The following is a 20009-nucleotide window of genomic DNA, read 5'->3' as shown; positions in this document are numbered from 1 at the left end:
CAATGTGTTCATCACCGATTGAAAGGAACCGCTATGAAGCGTCGTTTCGCAGCCTCCCTCGCCGCCACCGCACTCTCGATCACGGCTCTGACCGGTATCGTCGCAACTCCCGCTGCTCAAGCAGTTACTGCGGGCGGGTCCACCTACACCACATACTCCGCGATTACTGACATCTTTTCCTGCAAGTACTACCCGACCCGCCCGTGGTGCTAAGCGTTTATGCTCTCACAGCATGACTGAGCCAATCCACGTCCTGCTCGTAGATGACAACCCGCTCGTCCTGAGCTCGTTTCGTCACTACTTCAACAGCACTGACGACATCGTCGTGGTCGCAGAGGCATCGAACGGCGAGGAAGCCCTCGCCCGCCTTCGCGAGCACGACGTTGACGTAATTTTGGCAGATATTCACATGCCAACTATGGACGGCCCGACGCTGCTTGAAAACATCAACAAGCTCGACAGCCGCCCCATCTTCATAGCCGTGACGGCGTTCGATTCGGACCGGACGATGATGCGCATCATCCGTCTCGGCGGTGCCGGCTACGTGCTCAAGAGCGAAAAGCCGCAGGTGCTTATCGACGCCGTCCGCGCTGCCACCGACGGCGGCATGGTGGTCTCGCCGCAGGCGATGACCAGGCTGGCGACGCACCTGAAAGACGATCAGAACACCGACACCTACGTTGACCCGATCAGCGAGGCGATGAAGCTGCAGTCCCTGAGCAAGTCGGAGCGCAAGGTGCTCGTCCTGCTGTGCCAGGGCATGTCCAACTCGGAGATCGCCCAGGATCTCGCGTACTCGGAATCCACAATCAAAAAGTACGTCTCCAACATCATGGACCAGTTCGGTGCGACCTCGAGGCTCAATCTCGTTGTCAAGGTGCTCAACGCCGAGTACTAGTTTTCCACTGCACAAATGAAAGGGGGCGCTCCGGCATGGTGCCGGAGCGCCCCCTTTGCTTTCGCTTAGCCGAAGACGGGTGCTTCGTCCTCGCGCAGCTCGGAGTAGCGCGACTCCGGGATGGTCGCCGAGTACGGCTTGCCTTCAGCCACCCACTGCTGGTCTTCCGAACAACGGACGTTTTGCGCGTTAGTATCGAGCATCATGAAACCCCAGACCAGCTTGCCCTGGCGGCCGGGACCGAGCACGTAGGGGCCGACAGTCTGGCCGACCGACCAGTGCTGAACCCGCACGTAGTTCAGCCCGTAGGCCGTCGCTAAGTAGCGCTCGATCTCGCCTTTCGGGGTGATCGTCGCTGAAATCTCCAGGGTGGACGTGCGCGCCTCGGTGACCTTGTGCGTGACGGGCACGGGGATGGTGTTGCGGTTTGCCACGCTCGCCGCGTCGGTCTGGTCGAACCAGCGCCGCTGCGCGGTGACGTAGATCCCGCCCTGGCCTGGGGTCGCGCACCTAGTTCCGGGCTTGTAATCATCGTTCCATCGCTGCGGCAGGATGTACTCCGCCGGCGCGGAGGTCTCCGCGTGCGCGGCGGGTGCGGCGGCTAGCGCGACCGTGAGCGCGGTGATGGCGGAAGCGAGACGGCGGCGCATTAGCTGAACCGGATGTTGTCGCGGGTGCTGATCTCGACGTGGCGCTCAGCCGGCAGGGTCGCCGTGAAGGTCTGGCCCGTGCCGTGCCAGGTGCGGTCCTGGCCGCAGACAGTCTTCTCTCCCGAGAAATCAGAGACGACCCAGCCGGCGCGCATGACGGCGGTGGTGCCCGGTGCGATGTCGTACGGGCCGACAACCTCACCGACCTCGTAGGACGAGGACTTGGAGTAGCTGGTGGAGAACGAGATCTTGATCAGGTCGAGAATCGGGAAGTCGATGCCTGCGGAAACCTTCCACTCGTTGGACTTCTTCTCCGTGATCGTGCGTGTCAGCGGGAACGGCGTGGAGTTGTAGTTGGATACAGTCCACGTACCGGCGAAGGCATCGAAGTAGGTGCGGTCGATGCGGATAGTTTGGCCGCGGTCGCCGGGGTTCGCGCAGACCGCGCCGATCGTCGTCGGGTTGGCCGTGCCCATGTCGCGGACAGGAAGGGCGTTGGCGGGAGAAGCGGTGATGCCAGCGGCTGTCGCCAGGACGACTGCCGACGCTGCGGCGCGTGCGAAAATAGACATGTGTGGGGGCTCCTTAAGAGGGTGTGACTGGTTAGTAGAGGGTTTGGGTAGGAACAGGCAGGTGCGCCCACTCGCTTGGGGTGACATCTTGAGTGCGGACGCTGCCGTCGGGTGAGGTGATCGTCGCCTCGGCCCAGAATCCAGCGGGCGCGGTCGCCACCGGCTTCTGAGCGACCCGGTCGTACTTGCGGTTCGCTCCCGAGGTCCCGCACGAGTACTCCGAGTACTGCACGCGCATCATCGTGGTGCCGTACTCAACGCGCACGCGTTCGCCGGGCTGGAGGACTACCTGGTTCAAGGCGGTGCCGACGGGCATGTACGCGCGCTGGACGGCGCCGACTGACTCGAGCCAACCGGCGGGCAGGCGGCCGCCGTTGCCGCGGTAGTTCATCTCTCCGTTGAACTTGGCGCCGACGACGTGATCCACGATCGGGGTGTACGTCTGCTCGCCGTCGGACCAGTTCAAGAAGTCCTGGGAGTAGCCGGGCTTACGGAACGTCGGCGCGATCCCCGACAACTCGTGCGGGTACCACAGCGGAATCGCCGCGTCGCAACACGAGCCGAAGGCGGGCCAGCTTGCGTCACGCTGCGGAGTGGTCACGGGGTTAACCACCCGGTCGTTGCGCGGGTCGGCGACCTTCTCCAGGCTCGGCCCCGTAATCGTGTTGTACGGCTTGTCGATGGGCTTGCTGTTGGCGCCCTGTGCGCGGGCAGGAACCTGCAGTGCCTGCTGATCGACGGTGCCGTCAGCGCGGATGATGTGCGCAAACGCGTAGCGCTCTGCGGGACCGGTGCCTCGGACCACATCGGTGCCAGCCATGTTCTGGTAGAACCCGCCCTGGCAGGTGACCATCATCGAGATAAAGTCTTTTTCCAGCACACCGAACTCGACGCGGAAGGTTTCACCCGGGGCGAGTTTGATCGGGCCAAACGTCTCCCCCTGCACCCAGCCATTGTCGGTGGTCAAGCCGATGTCGGAGCGGGCGGTCGTGCTCCACCCCGACGGCAGCTCCGCGCGAGAGTTCGCCGAGATCACGTGGTTGGTTCCGCTCTCCACCTCGGCCGTGTAATCCACTGATTGGCTCGTCGTGTTTTTAAACTCAAGCACACCATCGCTCAGGTAACGACGGGCGGTCTCGCCGTAGTGCCACTGCGGGTAGCCCTGTGCGTGGGCGTCGGTCTGGGTGCAGGTCTGGTAGAGCTTGTGAATCGGGTAGCCCTGCGGCATCGGGGGGATATCAGCGGCGGATGCGGGGACGGGCCCGAGCGCGATTGTGGCCGAGGCCGCGGTGAGCACCGCGATAATGGCTGCCTTGATATTCATAGTGCCCTTTGGTTGCAGGAATAGGACTTTTCAAAGAGTACGAATAAGAGGCTTGCCGCGGAAGCACTGAGAGGAACCTTGGGACGAAAATAGATCGGGCCAAAGCCGCGCAACGTGGAGCTTTGTTACGCGGCGTCTACTTTCGTCTCCACCCTTTGGGGGTGGCCGCCCTACGAGCCCAGAATGTTCGCTAGGAACTGGCCGGTAAAGGATTCTTCGACGGCCGCGACGTCCTCCGGGGTGCCCTCGGCTACGACGTTGCCGCCGCCCGAGCCGCCCTCCGGGCCCATGTCGATAATCCAGTCGGCGGACTTGATCACATCCAAGTTGTGCTCAATAACAAGCACCGTGTTGCCCTTGTCCACCAGGCCACCCAGCACCATCATGAGTTTGCGGATGTCCTCAAAGTGCAGGCCAGTGGTGGGCTCGTCGAGGATGTAGATCGTGCGGCCATTGGAACGCTTCTGAAGCTCCGCGGCCAGCTTGACGCGCTGCGCCTCACCGCCGGAGAGCGTGGTGGCGGCTTGGCCGAGGCGGACGTAGCCCAGGCCGACGTCGACAAGCGTGCTCAAGTAGCGGTGGATGGACGTGATCGGCTCGAAGAACTCGGCGCCCTCAGAGATGGGCATGTCGAGCACCTCTGCGATGTTCTTGCCCTTGTAGCGCACCTCGAGCGTTTCACGGTTGTAGCGCGCGCCCTCGCACACCTCACAAGGGACGTAGACGTCCGGCAGGAAGTTCATCTCGATCTTGATCGTTCCGTCGCCGTGGCACGCCTCGCAGCGCCCGCCCTTGACGTTGAAGGAGAACCGGCCCGCCTTGTAGCCGCGGACCTTCGCCTCTTGGGTTTCGGCGAAGAGGTTGCGGATCTTGTCGAAGACACCAGTGTAGGTCGCCGGGTTCGAGCGCGGGGTGCGGCCAATCGGGCTCTGGTCGACCTGCACCAGCTTGTCCAGGTGGTCGATGCCCTCAATCTTCTTTACCCGACCCGGCACCTGGCGGGCGCCGTTGAGCTGGTTCTGCAGAGTCTTCGCCAGGATCTGGTTAACCAGGGTCGACTTGCCCGATCCGGACACCCCGGTCACCGCGACGAGGACACCCAGCGGAATGCTGACGCTGACGCTGTCCAGGTTGTTCTCGCGCGCGCCGACGACCTTGAGCATGCGCGACTTATCAATCGGGCGTCGCTCGGCCGGCACCGCGATCTCCTTGCGCTTGGACAGGTAGTCGCCGGTGATGGAGTTCTTCGCCTTCAGGATCCCGGCGGGCTCGCCCTGGTAGACAATCTCGCCGCCGTACTCACCGGCGCGCGGTCCGACGTCGACAAGCCAGTCGGCCTCGTTGATGGTGTCCTCATCGTGCTCGACCACGATCAGCGTGTTGCCCAGGTCGCGCAGCTTCTTTAGCGTGCGGATCAAGCGCAGGTTGTCGCGCTGGTGCAGGCCAATCGACGGCTCGTCAAGGACGTAGAGCACGCCCGCGAGCCCCGAGCCGATCTGGGTTGCCAGGCGGATGCGCTGGGCTTCGCCGCCCGACAGGGTGCCGGCGGAGCGCGACAGGGTGAGGTAGCTTAGGCCCACGTCGAGCAGGAAGCGCAGGCGCGCCTGGATCTCTCGCAGCACCGCGCCGGCGATCATTTCCTCGCGGTAGCCGAGCACGAGGTGATCCAGATACTCGGAGGCCTCCTCAATGGACAGCTCGGTCAGGCCGGCGATGGAGAGCTCGCCGTGGGTGGTCGAAGCAAGGCGAACCGCCAGGATCTCCGGCTTCAGGCGCGCGCCCTTACAGGTTGGGCAGGGAATCTCGCGGGTGTAGGCGAGCAGCCGGTCCTTCTGGTGCTCCGACTCGGCCTGCTCCAGCTTGCGTTCGAGGTAGCCGATCACGCCCTCGTAGGCGGCGGTGAACCCGCGCTGGCGGCCGTAGCGGTTCTTGTACTTGACGCTGACCTTTGTCGACGAGCCGTGGATCAGGTGCTTCTTCTGCGTCGCCGTCAGCGAGGAGAACGGGGCGTGCGCGTCGAACCCCTCCTCGCCCGCCAACGCCTCGATGAGCTTGACAAAGTAGCCCTTGTTCGGCGACGAGTTCCAGGGCTGGAACGCGTCGACGGCCGGGGCGTCCGGGTCGGGGACGACGAGGTCGATGTCGATTTCCTTGCGGGTGCCCAGGCCGTCGCACGCCGGGCAGGCACCGAAGGGGGCGTTGAACGAAAACGCGCGGGGTTCGTACTCCTCGACGTCGAGGCTGTGGCCGTTCGGGCAGGCCATCTTCTCCGAGAAGATGCGGTAGCGCTCGGGGTCGGATTCGTCGAGGTCGACGAACTCGACAGAGACGAGGCCGTCGGCAAGCTTGAGCGCGGTCTCCACGGAGTCGGTCAGCCGCTGCTTCTGGCTCTCCTTGACCTGCAGGCGGTCGACGACGACGTCGATGGTGTGCTTGATCTGCTTCTCCAGCTTCGGCGGGTCAGAGAGCTGATGCGTCTCCCCGTCGACGGTGACGCGTGCGTAGCCCTGAGCGGCGAGGTCCGCGAACAGGTCCACGAACTCGCCCTTGCGCTTGCGTACGATGGGTGCGAGGACCTGGAACTTGGTGCGTTCCTCGTGCTCGAGAATCTGGTCGACGATCTGCTGCGGGGTCTGGCGGCTGATCTCGGCATCGCACACGGGGCAATGCGGGGTGCCGGCGCGCGCGTAAAGCAGGCGCAGGTAGTCGTAGATTTCGGTGATGGTGCCCACGGTGGAGCGCGGGTTGCGGTTCGTGGACTTCTGGTCGATGGACACCGCCGGCGAGAGCCCATCGATGTAGTCGACGTCGGGCTTGTCCATCTGACCGAGGAACATTCGCGCGTACGAGGACAGCGATTCAACGTAACGGCGCTGGCCCTCCGCAAAGATCGTGTCAAAAGCCAGCGAGGACTTCCCCGAACCCGACAGCCCGGTGAACACGACCATCTTGTCGCGCGGCAGGTCAAGGTCGACGCCTTTGAGGTTGTGCTCGCGCGCGCCGCGCACGGTGAGACGGTCAGCCACCTTGTGTATTCCTCCGCTGTTCAAGTGGGTAAGCAACAGCCCCCGAACATACCAGCGATTGCACCCCAACCGCTAAGCGAGTAGCTAGGCTGGCCCACATGAGCACCACGTTTACTCTTCACCAGATTTCCGTGTCCGACATGGACAACAACGTCTACCTCATCGCCAGCGAGGGCAAGGGCTTGCTTATCGACGCCGCCGCCGACGCCCCCGCCATCTTCCGGTTGGCCGAGGAGGCCGGCGTGGAGATCACTGACGTCCTGACGACCCACCGCCACGAGGACCACACCCGCGCGCTGCCGGAGGTCCTGGAGCGCACCGGGGCGCGCCACTGGGCGTCGTTCCTCGACGCGCCCGCGCTGCCCGCGCCGGTGGACGTGGAGCTGGGCGACGACGACGCCATCGAGTTCGCCGGCCAGCGCCTGAACACGATGATTCTGCGCGGCCACACCCCCGGCGGCGCGGCGGTGGTCGTCGATATCGACGGCACCCCGAACGCCTTCGTCGGAGATTCCCTGTTCCCGGGCGGTTTGGGCAAGACCGCGGGCGAGGGCGAGTTCGTGCGCCTGTTTAAGGAAGTGACCACCAAGCTTTTCGACGTCTACCCCGACGCCACCATCGTCCGGCCTGGCCACGGTGAACCGACGACCCTGGGCAAAGAGCGCGCCTCGCTTGACGAGTGGTGGCGGCGACGGTGGTAATTGTTTTTCGTTAAGATAAAGGGACAAGCAAGAAACAGATTCGAATACGAAGAAGGTTTGTCTATATGATCCGCAAGCTTGCACGCCCTATGCTCGCGTCCGTGTACGTGATTGATGGCGTCGAAACCGTCATTAACCCCTCCGCTCACCGCGAGAGCGCAGAGTCCGTGCTGACCAAGCTCCGCTCCGTCGTCCCCGCCCCGTACCGTGCGTACCTGCCGTCTTCCCCGGAGACCGCAGCGCAGATCGTGGGTGGCGTCAAGGCTGGCGCTGGCTCCCTGTTTGCGCTGGGCAAGGCACCGCGCACCGCGGCGACCCTGCTCGCCGTGACCGCCATCCCTTCCCTCGTGGGCCGCCACGCGTTCTGGGAGGCTACCGACGAGGATGAGAAGGCACGTCGCCGTAGCGGTGCCATCTCCGACGCCGCCCTGCTCGGCGGCATACTCCTCGCCACCGTCGACACCGCCGGTAACCCGGGCCTGCAGTGGCGCGCCAAGCAGGCCGCTCGCGTGGCCAAGAAGAACGTCCAGCAGGCGCTGCCGACCCAATCCGAGTCCGAGAAGGCTCTGAGCAAGGCTGGCGACTGGATCTCCGAGACCACCGACCAGGTCACCTCCTACGTCGACGACAACAAGGACGACTGGGCAAAGACCGCGTCCAACCTCGCGGAAGACGCAAAGAAGCAGACCTCGAACTTCCTGTCCTCCGCGTCGAGCTTCATCGACGACGCGACCACCCAGGCGCAGGAGGCCTACCAGGACGCGAAGCCGAACAAGCTGGAGCAGTTTGTAGCGAAGCGCAAGGTCAAGTCCACCGCAAACAACATCGCTGACACCCTGCAGTCCACCCTGGATGACCTCTCCCCGTCCGCTCTGGACAAGGTCAAGGCAAAGCGCAAGGCCTCCAAGGTGCAGAACCGCGCCCAGGACGCCGTGTCCAACCTGCAGGACGCGTTCTCCGATCTGGATCTGGCACCCTCGCGTCGCCAGAAGCGCAAGGCTGAGAAGAACGTCAAACAGCTGCAGAAGCGCGCCGAGAAGGCCGTGAAGCAGGCTCAGAAGAAGCTCGGCTAGTCTTTCCGTCAGCGCAAGCGCTCACCCCGTCACCACACCGGTGGCGGGGTTTCGCCGTTGGTAGAATGGCGCTTTCTGTATTGACGTTATGACCCACAAAGGAGGCCCGCGGTTGAGTGGATCGCCGGAGATTGACCGGGAGCAGGCCTACGCGGACATGCTCTTTTCGCGTCTCGACGCCGAGGTGGCCGCCGCGCGCGCCCAGCTCGATAAGGTGCAGGCCGACGTCGACCCGGACAACCCCGACTCCGACGCGCTGGTGCGGCGCGAAACGCAGTACCACGCGCTCAACGCCAAGCTGGATACCCTCAACGTGGCCGAGGTGGGCCTCGTCTTCGGCCGCCTCGACATAGCAGACTCCGACGCCGACAACCCCGTCGAGGGCAGGCCCGAGCTGGACCGCCGCTACATCGGGCGCATCGGTATGGAGGACCGCGCCGACAACTACCGCACCCTCCTGCTGGACTGGCGCGCCCCGATGGCCCGGCCGTACTACCTGGCCACCACGGCGCACCCGGAAGGAGTGGAGACGCGGCGCACAATCCGCATGCGGGGGCGCACCGTGACCGCCGTGGACGACGAGGGGCTCTCCGGCGAGGGCGCCTCAGACAGGCTTTCCGACGTCGGCTCCGAGGCCGCCCTGCGCGCCGCGATGAACGCCGCGCGCACCGGCAGGATGCGCTCGATCGTCGAGACGATCCAGCGTGAGCAGGATGAGATCATCCGGGATGCCACGCGCGGCGTGCTCGTCGTCCAGGGCGGCCCGGGCACGGGCAAGACCGCCGTGGCGCTTCACCGCGTGGCGTACCTGCTGTACACGTGGCGCGAGCAGCTCTCGCGCGCGGGCGTGCTCATTGTCGGCCCGAACGCGACGTTTTTGGACTACATTTCCCGGGTGCTGCCCGAGCTCGGCGAGACCGGCGTGGTCCTGTCGACCGTCGATACGCTCGTGCCCGGTTTCACTTCCGAGTCACACCGGGAGTCCACGGCCGCGCGGGAGGTGAAGGGCTCGGCGGAGATGGTGACGGTGCTCAAGCGCGCCGTACAGCGGCTGGAAACGGTGCCGGACGAGCCGGTGGCCCTGCGGATCGGCTCGGTCACCATCGAGGCCACGCCCGCAATGGTCAAGGCGGCCCGCACCCGGGCGCGCCGCTCGCGCAAGCCCCACAACGCGGCACGCCCCGTCTTCGCTGAGCACCTGACGCAGCTTCTGGCGGAGGCGCTCGCCCACCGCATCGGCGAGGACCCGCTCGGCGGCGTGAACCTGCTCAGCGCCGCGGACGTCGACCAGCTTCACGACGACCTCGCCGAGGAACCGCAGGTGCAGTCGCTTATCGACGCCCACTTCCCCGCCCTGGAGCCCACCTCCGTGCTCGAGGGGCTGCTGACCAGCCGGGAGGCGATCGCAGAGGTGGCCTCGGACTACGATGACTACACCCGCGAGGCGCTCTACCGCCCGCCCGGCTCCCCCACCACGCCCGCCGATACCGCCCTGGTGGACGAGCTGGCGGAGCTGATCGGTGTGCCCGACCCGGAGGAGGCGCGCCGCGCGGAGGAGGACGAGTGGCGCCGCCAGGTCGCCGAGGCGGAGGACGCGCTCGACATCCTGTCCTCCTCGGCGTCGACGGACAACGACGACGACCAGTTCGAGGCCGAGATCCTCTCCGCGCACGACATCATCGACGCCGAGACCCTCGCGCGCCGCCAGCGCGTCACCGACGTGCGCTCCACCGCCGAGCGCGCCCGCGAGGACCACACCTGGGCGTACGGCCACGTGATCGTCGACGAGGCCCAGGAGCTCTCCCCCATGGAGTGGCGGATGGTGTTTCGGCGCTCGCCGTCGCGCTGGATGACCTTGGTCGGCGACACCGCCCAAACCTCGGCTCCCTCCGGCACCGACGACTGGGCGGCCACCTTGGAGCCATTCGTGGGCACGCGCTTCAAGGTCCACGAGCTGAGCGTGAACTACCGCACCCCGGCGGAGATCATGGTGCTCGCCGACCGCATCCTGGCTGAGATCGACCCGGAGGCGCAGCCGGCCACCGCGATTCGCTCCACCGGTCACCCGGTGCGTGTGCTGCCTTCGGGGGTACAACCCCCGTCGCCAAGCGACGGGCGCACGAGTGCCGTGATCACCGCCGACAACGTCGCCGAGATCAAGGGCCTCGAGTTCGACCACGTGACGGTCGTGGAGCCGCAGGAGCTTATCGACGCCTCACCGCAGGGCTGGCAGGACCTGTACGTTGCCGTCACCCGCGCGACCCAGACGCTGACCGTAATCGGCGACGTCGAGGGCGGGCTACTTCACGGTGTGGACGATCATGACGTCACAGTCGGACTGCCGGGCGACGTCGGCGGGCACCGAGCCCAATAGCCTCCCGGTCAGCGTGTTGATCCCCCTGTTGCCCACAATGAGCAGATCCGCGTCAAAGTCGTTGACGACTCCCATGAGTGCCTCCACCGGGGTGCCGGCGCGGGTGGCGATCTGGACCCGCTGCGCGCCGGCGGAGCGCGCATGGGCCTCGGCCTCTTCGAGGTTTGCGCGGGCCTGCTCATCACCCAGGATGGTCACCGAATCCATCCGCGGGGTGCGGGCCGCCTCCTCATCAGAGGCGTAGTAGGCCGTGGCGATGATGAGATCCGCGTCGAAGGCAGCGGCGATGCGCGCCGCCCGCTCGACCGCGAGCAGGGAGGATTTCGAGCCGTCGCTTCCGACGACAACGGTTGTGTAGTCGCGAGCGCTGATCGATTCCATGGTTAGTCGTGGCCTTCCGCGCGTGTGTCCACCAGCACGACGTCGACCGGAGCCTTCTTCGCCACATCACCGGGGATGTTGCCAAAGATCCGGCCCGCCAGGGTGCGCATCCCCTTGTTGCCCACGACGAGCAGGTCCGCGCCGGTTTCCTGCACTGCGTCGAGAAGCACGTTTGCGGGCATTCCGGGCTTGGCCATCAAGTTGATCCGCGGCGCCTGCTCCTCGCGAGCAATGTCCTCGGCCATGCCGAGGATGCGAGCGGCGTCGTCATCGGTGACGATATGCACCTTCGACTGCTCGGCGTTGCTGGAGTTCAGCAGCGAGGTGTTCGCGCTGTAGTGCGCGCAGATGACGGTCAAGTCGGCGTCGTACACTCGCGCCATGCTCGCGGCCGCGCGCACCGCCACGAGCGATGTCGCCGAGCCGTCCGTGCCGACGGCGATAGAAGAATACGTGTGCATATCTGCAATAAATCCTTTCCTAAACTCCGACTTCTTTCATACCACGCAGTTCCTTGCGCAATTCCGCGATCTCGTCGCGCAGCCGGCCGGCCAGCTCGAACTTCAGCTCGCGCGCGGCGGCTCCCATTTGCGCGGTCAGGTCGTCGATAAGCTTCTGCACGTCCTTGGACGTCATCGAACTCACATCGGGCTTTTCGACGACCGCGGCTTCGCCGCCAGACGCCTGATCGCTATCGGCATTCTCGTAGACCTGGTCGAGGATGTCCGCGATCTTCTTGCGCAGCGGCTGCGGATCGATCCCGTGCTCCGCGTTGTAGGCGAGCTGCTTCTCTCGGCGCCGCTCCGTCTCCTCGATCGCGTCGCGCATCGAGTCGGTGACTTTGTCGGCGTACATGATCACGGCGCCGGAGACGTTGCGGGCCGCGCGGCCGATGGTCTGGATCAGGGACTTCGTCGAGCGCAGGAAGCCCTCCTTGTCTGCATCCAGGATGGCCACCAGCGACACCTCCGGCAGGTCGAGGCCCTCGCGCAGGAGGTTGATGCCGACGAGCACGTCGTACTCGCCGAGGCGCAGCTGGCGCAGCAGCTCCACGCGCTGCAGGGTATCAATATCCGAGTGCAGGTAGCGCACCTTGATGCCGTTGTCGAGCAGGTAGTCCGTGAGGTCTTCCGCCATGCGCTTGGTCAAGGTGGTCACGAGCACGCGCTCGTCGCGGCTGACGCGTTGGCGGATCTCCTCGATCAGGTCGTCGATCTGGCCCTTCGTCGGGCGCACGTGCACCTGCGGGTCCACCAGGCCGGTCGGGCGGATCACCTGCTCGACGAACTCGCCGCCGGTGGCCTCGAGCTCGTAGTCCCCGGGCGTGGCCGACATGTAGACCACCTGGCCCATCCGCGCCTCGAACTCGTCGAACTTCAGCGGGCGGTTATCCACCGCACTCGGCAGGCGGAAACCGAACTCCACCAGGTTGCGCTTCCGCGACATGTCGCCCTCGAACATGCCGCCGATCTGCGGGACGGTGACGTGGGATTCGTCGATGATGGTGAGGAAGTCCTCGGGGAAGTAATCGATCAGCGTCGCCGGCGCAGAACCTGGCGGGCGCCCGTCCATGTGGCGCGAGTAGTTCTCGATGCCGGAGCAGAACCCGACCTGCTGGATCATCTCCAGGTCGTACTCCGTGCGCATGCGCAGGCGCTGCGCCTCGAGCAGCTTGCCGCGGTTCTCCAGGTCCTCCAGCCGGCCCGCCAGCTCGAGCTTGATCGCCTCGATCGCCTTTTCCATGCGTTCGTCGGTGGCGACGTAGTGCGTCGCGGGGAAGATGCGGACCTCCTCTTCCCTACTGAGCACCTCGCCGGTCAGCGGGTGGATGTAGTACAGCTCGTCGACCTCGTCGCCGAAGAACTCCACGCGCACCGCCACTTCCTCGTACGCGGGGATGATGTCGACGGTGTCTCCCTTGACGCGGAACGTGCCGCGCTTGAAGTCGATGTCGTTGCGTTCGTACTGGACGTCGACAAGCAGGCGAAGGAAGCGATCGCGCTCGATCTCCTCGCCCTGGCGCAGCACGATGGAGCGATCGAGGTAGGACTGCGGGGTGCCGAGGCCGTAAATACACGACACGGAGGCGACCACGACCACGTCGCGGCGCGACAGCAGCGCCGAGGTCGCCGAGTGCCGCAAGCGCTCAACGTCGTCGTTGATCGACGAGTCCTTCTCGATGTAGGTATCGGTCTGCGCGATGTACGCCTCCGGCTGGTAGTAGTCGTAGTACGAGACGAAGTACTCCACCGCGTTGTTCGGCAGGAGCTGGCGCAACTCGTTGGCAAGCTGCGCCGCCAGCGTCTTGTTCGGCGCCATCACGAGGGTCGGACGCTGCTGCTTTTCGATCAACCAGGCCGCCGTCGCAGACTTACCCGTACCCGTCGCGCCGAGCAGGACGACGTCCTTCTCACCGCGGTTGAGACGCTCGTCGAGCTCCTTGATCGCCGCGGGCTGGTCACCGGACGGCTGATAGTCGGAGATAACCTCGAAGGGCTTTTCGCGCCGCTCGATCTCGCCGACGGGGCGAAACTCTGAGTGCGCGATAACCGGGTGCTCTGCCGCAAATGCCATGCACCCTAGTCTAGCCAGGTGCCGCTAGCGCACGACGCGCGCTGTGGCGTCGAGCCATTGCTGCAGCTCGCCAGCGTCCGCCCACATTTCGTACAGCTCGGAGCCGCGGGGCTGGATCACCTCTTTGACCTTCGACTCGACCCAGCGCCGGTCCTTGAACGCGAACTTGTACGCGCGGGCGGACTCGAAGCGCTGGTCCGGCACGAAGCCGTTCATCACCGCGGCGAGGACGACGAGGGCCTGGCCCTGCTCGCTGTCGAGTGGTGTGGTCTCGCAATCGAAACGGAATTGGTCCATGCGAAAAGTACCGTCCGCCAGCTGCTGAACGGTCTCCGTTGCGACGTCGTTGTCGAAGGGGCCCCAATTCCACGTACCCATGAGGAAACACATTAGGCCAGTCTTCTTAATGGGACTTTGCCAATAGTTTAACGGTTCATAACATCTTACCAATGCGCACGACGACTTCGTTCACCCGCTGTTTAAGCTCCTCGAGCGACCCGTTGTTGTCGATCACAACATCCGCCTTTTCCCTGCGCTGCGCATCCGAGATCTGCCTGCTGATGCGGTTGCGCGCGTCCTGCTCGTCGAGGCCCCTGCTGCTGACGAGCCGGCTCACGCGCTCTTCCGGGTCGACATCCACCACGATGGTCAGGTCCATCTCCTCGTCGAGGCCGAGCTCCACGAGCAGGGGCATGTCGTAAACGGCCGCGGCCGCGCCCTGCGCCTCCAGCACGTTAAAGCGCCGGTCCGATTCCGCGCGGATCGCCGGGTGGGTAATCGCGTTGAGAGTGCGCGTACGCTCCTCGTCCGAAAACGCCCTGCGGGCGAGTTCCGCGCGGTCGAGGCTGCCGTCATCAAGCACAATGTCATCGCCAAACGCTTTGGCGACTTCGGCCAGGACCGGCGAGCCTGGCTCCATGTTGTCGCGCGCGACCTGGTCCGCGTCGACGACCGGGTAGCCAGCTTCGCGCAAAAGCTTAGCGACGGTCGACTTACCGCTTCCGATTCCTCCAGTGAGCCCGATTTTTAGCATGGACCCATCCTAGACAACGAAAAAGGCCCCCGAAGGGGCCTTTTCACACGCGCAGACTACCTGCCGGTTTAGTTACCAGCGAGCTTGTCGCGCAGTGCAGCGAGCTGCTCATCAGACGCCAGCGAACCGCCGATGGACTCTTCCGAGTCGGAGGCTGCCGGAGCTGCAGCGTCCGCGGACTCGGAGGAGTAGTTCGACTGGTCCGCACCCTGCTCGGCTGCCTCTGCAGCAGCCGCGCGGTGGCGCTCGATCTGGGCAGTGTGAGCCTGGTGGCGACGCTCTGCCTCGGCGTAGCGTGCCTCCCACTCCTGGCGGGCCTCGTCGAAGCCCTCCATCCACTCGTTGGTCTCCGGGTCGAAGCCCTCCGGGAAGATGTAGTTACCCTGCTCGTCGTAGGAGTCGGCCATGCCGTAGCGGGACGGATCGAACTCCTCGGTGTAGTCCTCGTCAGCCTGCTTGAGCGACAGGGAGATGCGGCGACGCTCAAGGTCGATGTCGATGACCTTGACCATGACCTCTTCGCCGACGCCGACAACCTGGTCCGGAACCTCGACGTGGCGCTGCGCCAGCTCGGAGATATGGACGAGGCCCTCGATGCCCTCCTGGACGCGGACGAACGCACCGAACGGCACCAGCTTGGTGACCTTGCCCGGAACGATCTGACCCACAGCGTGGGTGCGGGCGAAGACGCGCCACGGATCCTCCTGGGTCGCCTTCAGCGACAGGGAAACGCGCTCGCGGTCGAGATCGACGTCGAGAACCTCGACGGTGACCTCGTCGCCGACGGTGACAACCTCGGACGGGTGGTCGATGTGCTTCCAGGACAGCTCGGAGACGTGCACCAGGCCGTCAACACCGCCGAGATCGACGAAGGCGCCGAAGTTGACGATGGAGGAAACGACACCCTTGCGCACCTGGCCCTTCTGCAGCTGGTGCAGGAAGTCGGAGCGGACCGCGGACTGGGTCTCCTCCAGGTAGGCGCGACGGGACAAGACCACGTTGTTGCGGTGCTTGTCCAGCTCGATGATCTTTGCCTCGAGTTCCTGGCCGATGTAGGGGTCCAGGTCGCGGACGCGGCGCATTTCGACGAGGGACGCCGGCAGGAAGCCGCGCAGGCCGATGTCGAGGATGAGGCCGCCCTTGACAACCTCGATGACCGTACCGGTGACGGGCTGGTCGTTGTTCTGCAGCTCCTCGATCGTGCCCCAGGCGCGCTCGTACTGCGCGCGCTTCTTGGACAGGATGAGCCGACCTTCCTTGTCCTCCTTGGTCAGGACGAGAGCGTCGACCTCGTCGCCGACCTCGACGACCTCATCCGGGTCGATGTCGTGCTTGATGGAGAGCTCGCGGGTCGGGATGACGCCTTCGGTCTTGTACCCGATGTCGAGGAGAACCTCGTCGTGGTCGACCTTGACGACGGTGCCGGTGACGATGTCGCCATCATTGAAGTACTTGATGGTCGCGTCTACTGCGGCGAGAAAGTCCTCAGCGCTGCCGATGTCGTTGATGGCAACCTGGGGTGCGTTGGAAGTGGGCATATTTGTTAAGTGCTCCGAAGAAATAGGAGATCGAAAGTGGACAGTGGCGCATCTCTCACGTGCAGTGATCTCATTTTGGGCACGGTTCAAGCCCTCCTACAAAGCTTAAAACCGCCCCGAAACGCAGATACGCCCTTGACATGCTAGTCTTTCGCGCTCTCAAGGGCAACACGGCCTCCCTTGCCTATCACGGTTACATCTCGACGGCCCCGAGCGCTGGGTAGGCAGCGAACTTACGCCGCACACCGGCATGGGCGTACTTGGGCACCCCTCCCACGTCGTCGATGACGAGTGTGCCGCCGGCACCTTTCCACGTCCCTCGGACAACACCGTCGACCACGATGGACTTGCGGAAGATTCCCATGTTGCGCGGGGCAAGGTGGGTGTGGACCTCCTCGGTCATCGCGAACAGGCGGTCCTTGTAACCGAGGATGTACTCGTCAAACGCGGGCAGCAGGTGCGGCTCGCGAAACGCCGAGGCTGGGGTTGCATCAAGCACCTCGGGCAGTGACGCGTGGAAGTAGTCCTCGCCGTCGCGAGTGAAGTCGTCGCCTAGATGCTCAAGCGCGGTGCGCACCTCACGTACGCCGAGCTTAGACCACCAGGTCACGTCTTCGCTGGTGACGGGCCCGTGCGTGGCGACGTAGCGGCGCACCAGCTCGTCGACCGCATCTTGGCGCTGCCCGTTGAACCGCTCCGCGATCCCGGGTGCTGCGGGCGCCGGGCCGAGTAGCTGGTTGCGTCCGAGGTAGGCGCAGGAGCCGTCGACAAGCAAGACGTAGCGGGAGCGATACACCATCGCATTGACGGGCTCCGGACTGTCCAGCACTCGGGCGACGATTGCCTTGTACTGGGCGTTGTCAACGGGCCCGTGTTCGAGGACGGCGTCGCGGATCGCGTCGATACGCGCGGGGCTCACCCCCGCGGCATCGGCATTGCGAAGCGCGCCAGCGACGCCGGGCTTGGCCAACAGTTCGGTCAACCAGCGCATGTCCGCTGCCAAGGCAACGAAGACGGTGCCGCGCATCGGGTAGGCTCGCACGATCTCGTGGCCATCGAGTGCGGCAGCGACCGAGTCGATGCCGCCGGCATTGCGCAGCGCGATCGAGGAAAAGACCGTCGTTTCCTGGCCCTGCATCAGCCCGAACGCGCGCACCGCGTCCACGGCGCTGGGCCACCCGTGGCCCACGAGCCGCTGGGAAAGCAGACGCGCCCTGGCCCTAGTGCGCTGCTTCATCCCAGTTTTCACCCGTCCCGGCGGAGACCTCCAGCGGCACGCGCAAGGTAATGGCGGAGTCCATTTCGCGCTCGACGATCTCGCGTACCCCCGTCAGCTCCCCGGGCGCGACCTCCACGACGAGCTCGTCGTGGACCTGCAGCAGCACCCGCGATGCAAACGGCTCCAGCGCGCGGTCGACGCGGATCATCGCCACCTTGATAATGTCCGCGGCCGAGCCCTGGATCGGCGCGTTCAGTGCGGCGCGCTCGGCGTTTTCGCGGGCGACGCGGTTGTCGCTGATCAGCTCCGGCAGGTAGCGGCGCCGGCCGAAGACCGTGGAGGTGTAGCCATCGCGGCGCGCCTGCTCCACCACGTTGTCCAGGTAGCGCTTGACCCCGCCGAAGCGCTCAAAGTAGCTCTCCATGATGCTCTTCGCCTCGCCCGCGGAGATGGAGAGCTGGTTGGACAACCCGTACGCCGACAGGCCGTAGACGAGGCCGTAGGACATGGCCTTGACGCGGCGGCGCAGCTCCGGGGTGACCTGGTCGATGGGCACATCGAAGACGCGCGAGCCGACGAAGTTGTGCAGGTCCTCGCCCTCGCGGTAGGCCTCGATCAGGCCTGAGTCCTGCGACAGGTGCGCCATCACGCGCATCTCAATCTGCGAGTAATCGGCGGTAAGCAGGCATTCGTAGTCGGAGCCCACGGTAAACGCGGAGCGGATGCGCCGACCAGCTTCGGTGCGCACCGGGATGTTCTGCAGGTTCGGGTCCACCGAGGACAGCCGGCCCGTGGACGCGACGGTCTGCTTGAAGGTGGTGTGGATGCGCCCGTCGTCGGCGACCGCCTTGATCAGGCCCTCGATGGTGGACTTCATCTTCTGGTACTCGCGGTGTGCCAGCAGCTTGTCCAAAAACGGGTGGGGGTTCTTCTCCGCCAGGGCCTCGATCTCGCCAGCCGCGGTGGAATACCCAGTCTTGGTCTTCTTCGTCTTCGGCAGCCCCAACTTGTCAAACAGGACCACTGAGAGCTGCTTGGGGCTCGACAGGTTCAGCGAGGGCTCGTCGACAAGCTGGCGGGCCTCCTCCTCGACCTGGGTGACCTTGGCCGCGAAGTCCTTGAGCTGGCCCTCCAGCACGTCGACGTCCACGGCGATGCCGGCGTGCTCCATCTCCGCGAGGATCGATACCAGCGGCAGCTCGAGGTCGGCGTACAAGTCGTAGGAGTCGATGCCGCGCAGCTGCGTGCTGAGCTCCTCGGCGAGCTCGAGCACCGCCGCGGCCGCGTCCACCAGCGAGGTATCGCCGAGCAGGCTGAGCTGGTCGCCGCCGAGGTTGAGCTGGCGCTGCAGGTGGCGCTGGTACACGTCGCTGAGCTCGTAGGTGCGCTGGCCAGGCCGCAGCAGGTAGGCCGCGATCGCTGTGTCGTGCGCGATGCCACGCAGGGTGATGCCGCGGCCCTTGAGCATGTGGAACACGGTCTTCGCGTCGTGCAGGTACTTCGGATCCTCCGACTCGGCCCAGGCCTTCAAAGCGGAATCCTCCGCGGGAGTAAGCTCGGCGAGCTCCTTATGGACTCCGCGGCGCTGCTTATCGACGACCGCCAGCGCCGACGCATCTCCCCGCCCGGGAGCGCCGTTGCCGGTCACCACCACCGCGAGGCCCTGGCCGTCGCGCTCTGTGAGCCACGTATCCAGCGGCGCGTCGTCGATCTCTACGTCGGCGAGCTCGGCCGTCTCCGGCGCGGGTGCCTCTCCCGTCGTGGGCACGGCCGCGAGCACGCGCTCGCGCAGGTTGACGCCGAACTCCAGGTCGTCGAACGAGCTGGCAACCGCGTTGACGTCGGCCGGCTTCATCTCCAGGTCCTCCGGGCCGACCGGCAGCTCAACGTCCGTGACCATCTGCGTCAGCTCGCGGTTGAGCCGCACCTGGTCGATGCGCTCGCGGAAGTTATTGCCCGCCACGCCCTTGATCTCGTCCGCGTGCTCGATGAGCCCTTCGAGATCGCCGTACTCGGTGATCCACTTGGTCGCGGTCTTCTCCCCCACCTTGGGCACCGAGGGCAGGTTGTCCGACGGGTCGCCACGCAGGGCCGCGAAGTCGGGGTACTGCGCCGGGGTCAGGCCGTACTTCTCCTCCACGGACTCCGGGGTAAACCGCGTCATGTTGGACACGCCCCGCATGGGGTAGAGCAGCGTGGTGGAGGCGTCGACAAGCTGAATGTAGTCGCGATCGCCCGAGACGAGCACGATCTCGAAGTCGCCCCCGGCGCGCGCCTCGGTCACGAGCGTGGCGACGATGTCGTCCGCCTCGTAGTTCTCCTTCGACAGCGTCACGATACCGAGCTCGCCCAGGACTTCCTCGATGATCGGCACCTGGCCCTTGAACTCCGGCGGCGAAGCCTCGCGCTGCGCCTTGTACTCGGGGAAGCGCTCCGTGCGAAACGTTTTGCGCCCCACGTCGAAGGCGACCGCGGCGTGGGTCGGCTTCTCCTCGGCGATGATGTTGGCGAACATCGAGAGGAAGCCGTACACCGCGTTGGTGTGCTGGCCGCCCGAGGTGGAGAAGTTCTCCGCCGGAAGCGCGAAGAAGGCCCGGAATGCCATGGAGTGGCCGTCGATAAGCAAAAGGCGTTGAGTCACGCTGC

At 65.2% G+C, this 20009-nt stretch carries 17 protein-coding genes; 5 read left to right on the top strand and 12 right to left on the bottom strand.

The window, feature by feature from the left end; translation table 11 throughout:
• Positions 1-33 precede the first annotated feature (33 nt).
• Both RIU96_RS07975 and RIU96_RS07970 read left to right on the top strand, forming a co-directional pair.
• A complete protein-coding gene (locus RIU96_RS07975) occupies positions 34-213 on the top strand; it encodes a hypothetical protein (RefSeq protein ID WP_144741997.1) in 180 nt (59 codons plus the stop codon).
• Between the two features lie 19 nt (positions 214-232).
• Positions 233-898, top strand: coding sequence for a response regulator (locus tag RIU96_RS07970; RefSeq protein WP_259795068.1), 666 nt, complete (start codon positions 233-235; stop codon positions 896-898).
• Positions 899-963: 65 nt separating this feature from the next.
• On the opposite strand, the gene RIU96_RS07965 is transcribed toward RIU96_RS07970, so the two are convergent.
• The 4 genes from RIU96_RS07965 to uvrA all read right to left on the bottom strand — a co-directional run bounded on the left by RIU96_RS07965 (position 964) and on the right by uvrA (position 6470).
• Positions 964-1548: a hypothetical protein gene (locus RIU96_RS07965; RefSeq protein ID WP_259818412.1), complete on the bottom strand. Its 585-nt coding sequence runs from the start codon at positions 1546-1548 to the stop codon at positions 964-966.
• Positions 1548-2120 carry a hypothetical protein gene (locus RIU96_RS07960; protein ID WP_311204870.1) on the bottom strand — a complete coding sequence of 191 codons (573 nt, stop codon included), beginning with the start codon at positions 2118-2120 and terminating at the stop codon, positions 1548-1550. Before RIU96_RS07960 ends, RIU96_RS07965 begins: the two co-directional genes overlap by 1 nt.
• A 31-nt stretch (positions 2121-2151) precedes the next feature.
• Positions 2152-3444: a hypothetical protein gene (locus RIU96_RS07955; RefSeq protein WP_311204869.1), complete on the bottom strand. Its 1293-nt coding sequence runs from the start codon at positions 3442-3444 to the stop codon at positions 2152-2154.
• 170 nt (positions 3445-3614) lie between these two features.
• Complete coding sequence (gene uvrA, locus RIU96_RS07950; RefSeq protein ID WP_311204868.1) at positions 3615-6470, bottom strand: excinuclease ABC subunit UvrA; 2856 nt, start codon at positions 6468-6470, stop codon at positions 3615-3617.
• Between the two features lie 98 nt (positions 6471-6568).
• On the opposite strand from uvrA, the gene RIU96_RS07945 reads away from it, so the two are divergent.
• From RIU96_RS07945 to RIU96_RS07935, 3 genes are all read left to right on the top strand, one after another.
• On the top strand, positions 6569-7171 hold the full coding sequence (locus RIU96_RS07945; protein ID WP_259808066.1) for an MBL fold metallo-hydrolase: 603 nt from the start codon (positions 6569-6571) through the stop codon (positions 7169-7171).
• Positions 7172-7272: 101 nt separating this feature from the next.
• Positions 7273-8244, top strand: a complete 972-nt coding sequence (locus RIU96_RS07940) for a DoxX family protein (RefSeq protein ID WP_246062676.1) — start codon at positions 7273-7275, stop codon at positions 8242-8244.
• Positions 8245-8332: 88 nt separating this feature from the next.
• Positions 8333-10618, top strand: coding sequence for a HelD family protein (locus tag RIU96_RS07935; protein ID WP_311204867.1), 2286 nt, complete (start codon positions 8333-8335; stop codon positions 10616-10618).
• Here the strand turns inward: RIU96_RS07935 and RIU96_RS07930 are convergent.
• The 8 genes from RIU96_RS07930 to polA form a co-directional block, all read right to left on the bottom strand.
• A complete protein-coding gene (locus RIU96_RS07930; RefSeq protein ID WP_144318322.1) occupies positions 10544-10999 on the bottom strand; it encodes a universal stress protein in 456 nt (151 codons plus the stop codon). The genes RIU96_RS07935 and RIU96_RS07930 overlap by 75 nt on opposite strands.
• Before the next feature lie 2 nt (positions 11000-11001).
• A complete protein-coding gene (locus tag RIU96_RS07925) occupies positions 11002-11460 on the bottom strand; it encodes a universal stress protein (RefSeq protein WP_259810402.1) in 459 nt (152 codons plus the stop codon).
• 19 nt (positions 11461-11479) lie between these two features.
• Positions 11480-13573 (bottom strand): excinuclease ABC subunit UvrB, encoded by a 2094-nt coding sequence (gene uvrB, locus RIU96_RS07920; RefSeq protein WP_136651278.1) that lies wholly within the window; start codon positions 13571-13573, stop codon positions 11480-11482.
• Positions 13574-13597: 24 nt separating this feature from the next.
• Positions 13598-13951, bottom strand: a complete 354-nt coding sequence (locus tag RIU96_RS07915; protein WP_136651279.1) for a DUF4259 domain-containing protein — start codon at positions 13949-13951, stop codon at positions 13598-13600.
• A 55-nt stretch (positions 13952-14006) separates the two neighbouring features.
• Complete coding sequence (coaE, locus tag RIU96_RS07910; RefSeq protein ID WP_136651280.1) at positions 14007-14606, bottom strand: dephospho-CoA kinase; 600 nt, start codon at positions 14604-14606, stop codon at positions 14007-14009.
• A 68-nt stretch (positions 14607-14674) separates the two neighbouring features.
• Positions 14675-16144 (bottom strand): 30S ribosomal protein S1, encoded by a 1470-nt coding sequence (gene rpsA / locus RIU96_RS07905; RefSeq protein ID WP_136651281.1) that lies wholly within the window; start codon positions 16142-16144, stop codon positions 14675-14677.
• Between the two features lie 193 nt (positions 16145-16337).
• The gene (locus RIU96_RS07900) at positions 16338-17381 is read right to left on the bottom strand and encodes a winged helix DNA-binding domain-containing protein (protein ID WP_136651282.1); all 1044 of its coding nucleotides are present in this window, start codon (positions 17379-17381) and stop codon (positions 16338-16340) included.
• Positions 17365-20004 carry a DNA polymerase I gene (gene polA, locus RIU96_RS07895; RefSeq protein WP_375545184.1) on the bottom strand — a complete coding sequence of 880 codons (2640 nt, stop codon included), beginning with the start codon at positions 20002-20004 and terminating at the stop codon, positions 17365-17367. Before polA ends, RIU96_RS07900 begins: the two co-directional genes overlap by 17 nt.
• Positions 20005-20009 lie beyond the last annotated feature (5 nt).

The sequence above is a fragment of the Corynebacterium sp. Z-1 genome, from assembly GCF_031844665.1.
GTDB classification, from domain to species: Bacteria; Actinomycetota; Actinomycetes; order Mycobacteriales; family Mycobacteriaceae; genus Corynebacterium; species Corynebacterium sanguinis.
This window is presented reverse-complemented; position numbering and strand designations above follow the sequence as displayed.